This window comes from Prevotella sp. oral taxon 306 str. F0472 (genome assembly GCF_000257925.1).
Classification (GTDB): Bacteria; Bacteroidota; Bacteroidia; order Bacteroidales; family Bacteroidaceae; genus Prevotella; species Prevotella vespertina.
The window spans coordinates 1-2,708 of the sequence record NZ_AJIN01000007.1; the positions used below are offsets into that span (position 1 = coordinate 1).

2 protein-coding genes and 1 pseudogene are annotated in these 2,708 nt (G+C 39.8%); 1 reads left to right on the plus strand and 2 read right to left on the minus strand.

Annotation, left to right across the window (positions count from 1 at the left end; all coding sequences use genetic code 11):
• Positions 1–249, plus strand: a pseudogene (locus HMPREF9969_RS00155) (phage integrase SAM-like domain-containing protein); the annotation flags it as partial.
• 154 nt (positions 250–403) lie between these two features.
• On the opposite strand, the gene HMPREF9969_RS00160 reads toward HMPREF9969_RS00155, so the two are convergent.
• Positions 404–754, minus strand: coding sequence for a hypothetical protein (locus HMPREF9969_RS00160; protein ID WP_036894396.1), 351 nt, complete (start codon positions 752–754; stop codon positions 404–406).
• A partial coding sequence (locus HMPREF9969_RS13100; protein ID WP_009433861.1) for an RHS repeat-associated core domain-containing protein occupies positions 736–2,708 on the minus strand: 1,973 nt, incomplete at its 5' end. The genes HMPREF9969_RS13100 and HMPREF9969_RS00160, both read right to left, overlap by 19 nt.

The window sequence follows — 2,708 nt, forward strand, 5'->3', positions numbered from 1 at the left end:
CATATTGGAATTGACATTAAGAGAGAAACAATTTCCAATTACTATACTACCCGTAATAATCTTCGAACATTTATCGAAGACAAGTACAAGGTGGAAGATTTGTCTTTCTCGCAACTTACAGAAAATTTCATTTATGATTTCAGGGACTATTACTTGAACAAATTAGGGTTTCAGGAAAGTAGTTTCTATGCAGTTGCATCCCAAATAAAGACCGTATGCAAGTTGGCATACCGTGAAGGATTAGCCAATAAATTTAAAAAAATGCCTTTCTCATAATTATGTCTTTTGATTAGAAGTTGAGGAGTTTGACCTACTTGAGTTCGGAAGATGTATGGGAGCATCTATAATTGGTCCCTTTATTCTTTTTTGTATAGACTGTATATTTTGAAAATATAGTGCTATATCACTGTTCCGGAAATTCTGGTTCAATAAAAAGAGTTGTATCTCTTTTTACTATTTTTATTTTCCATTCCCCATTTTGCTTGATAATACTATCGCCAACCTGAAGTTCTTTTAAGTTCCAGACATCATACACTTCAAACTCTATACTTTTTCCCTTTAAATTTTCCCCAGTAATATAATAATCACGTCTCTTTTTTATTTTTGTTACTTTTACATTAAACGTACATGTATAGCATACTTGCTTAAAAGGATCAAAATTGTTGAGATCCTTAATATTAAAAACAAATGCTAAAAGACAGAGGATGCCTGCGACTCCCAAATATAGTAATTTTTTTAATAGAATGGTATCCATGTATTACCTCCTGCATTAGAGAAATCAAAGATAGAAGGAACTGCATTAATGGAAAAGCCATATGACTTTGCATCGGTTGTAGGTATATACTTACCATTAACATATGTAGCACTTTGTCCTCTTATAAATCCTATATTTCCAATATTATAATTTCGAGTAATTCCTGCATTCCTATAGCTCTCAAAAGAATTCCTATTCTGAGAATTAAAATTCTCATACATCATAAACGAGCCACCTACATTTGCACTTAAAAAACTGAAGGGGGTTATTCTCTTACCAGATGGAACAAAAAGATTCTTAAAGTTATCTGTACTAAAACCAGCAAATGACGAGAAAGAAGCAAATGGAGATATTATACCACCGCCAACTATCAATCCTACATTGACAGAAAACCCAGCGCCAAGGAAAGAACCAGATACATTAATATCAAAACTCACAGCATCAGGATTCCATGGTCCTAATCCACCATCCGAATTCCTGAAATCACCGAAGATCTTATAACCGAGAGTTTGGTGGAAATTATATTCCTTGTCGCCAGTAACAATTACATTCTCCAGTGGATGAGCAGAAAGGATATTGCCTTGTTCGTCTCCAAATTTATATTGTCCCTGATCATCAAACATATCTGCTGTATTTCCCAAGAATTTACCACCCTTAGGAATAAACTTTGTATCCTTAGCTGAGTTAACCCTCTCATCCCAATAAGTTTTCTTATCTTTTGTTTCGACCCATCCCTTTCCGTTAGGGTCAATGATCCTAATAGGATTCCCACCACCATATAGATAAGGGATAGTTTGAACATACTTTTCTGCTAACGGATCAACTCCATACCATAGACTGGTCATAGGATTCAAGTACCTTGCACCATAATAGTACAAGCCCGTTTCCTCATCAAACTGTTTGCCATTGAATTTGTATGGTAAGTCTTCGGATGAAGAGTGTTCGTCTACAAGGAGTTCACCGTACGGTAGGTAAGCATCATACTGGGTGATGTTAGCGTGGTCATCTGTAATGTAAGACGTACTACCTAAGTGGTCACTATGATAGAAGAAGGTTTCTTCACGTGTGGTATCATTGGGGATGTATCCATATCCAGCTTGAGGATCATCAGGGTTGCTCGGGTCGTTCCAGCTTACAGGTGGACCAGGGTTGGAACCTGGTGTCGTGTTAGGATGTGGAGTCTGAATCCAACCCTGTGGCACATCGTGGTTGCCGAGAGTGTCGAGGATAGAGTTGTAACCCCTACCTGTGTTCTCTGGATCACCATACGCGCCCTTCATTGTAGGTACACCAGGGGCAATGCCCTGCTGCTTATAGTATGCCTCTTTCTGCTTCTGTATCTGATTCATGCGTTCAGCATAGTCCTGCTGACCGGCGGTGACATAACTGCCGTTTCTTCCGTAAACGTTATTGAACAGGCCTGTACCGATACGGCTGGCGATTCGTTTGTCACCAATGAAGTAATGCTTCGTAAAGCGATTCTTGTTGATGCTGATTATCGAAGCAGGATAAAGCGTGAAGTTATCCGTCTCATGGAACGTGATTCCTTGCGGTGCACCATTGATATACACCCCCTCCATTGTGCCATAACTCTTCATGATACGTTCACCGGCAGCATTGTAAGTGTATCGGCTTGTCTTACCGTTATCGCTTAAGACCATGAGTCGGTTGTCCTCATCCCAGTACATCTCACGGGTAGTGTTCGTAGAGTCGTTCGTTACCAGCGTTGGATTACCGTTGGCATCGTATGTGTAATGGTCGTGACCAATCTGCGTTGGAGCCGTAGGATGGTTACTATCCTCATACTTATAAGCAAAGTTATAAGACTTCGCAGTTGTCGTTGAGTCCACTTTCTGTACCTTAGTGAGCGGCTCACTCATCCGTCCGAACGACATCACCATATCATACGATGCACGCTTTGCCTTACCGTTTGCATGAATAAGGCGGTTCAGCT

Coding starts and splice junctions, on each gene's coding strand:
- HMPREF9969_RS00160 (WP_036894396.1), bottom strand. CDS start 754: ATGGATACCATTCTATTAAAAAAATTACTATATTTGGGAGTCGCAGGC.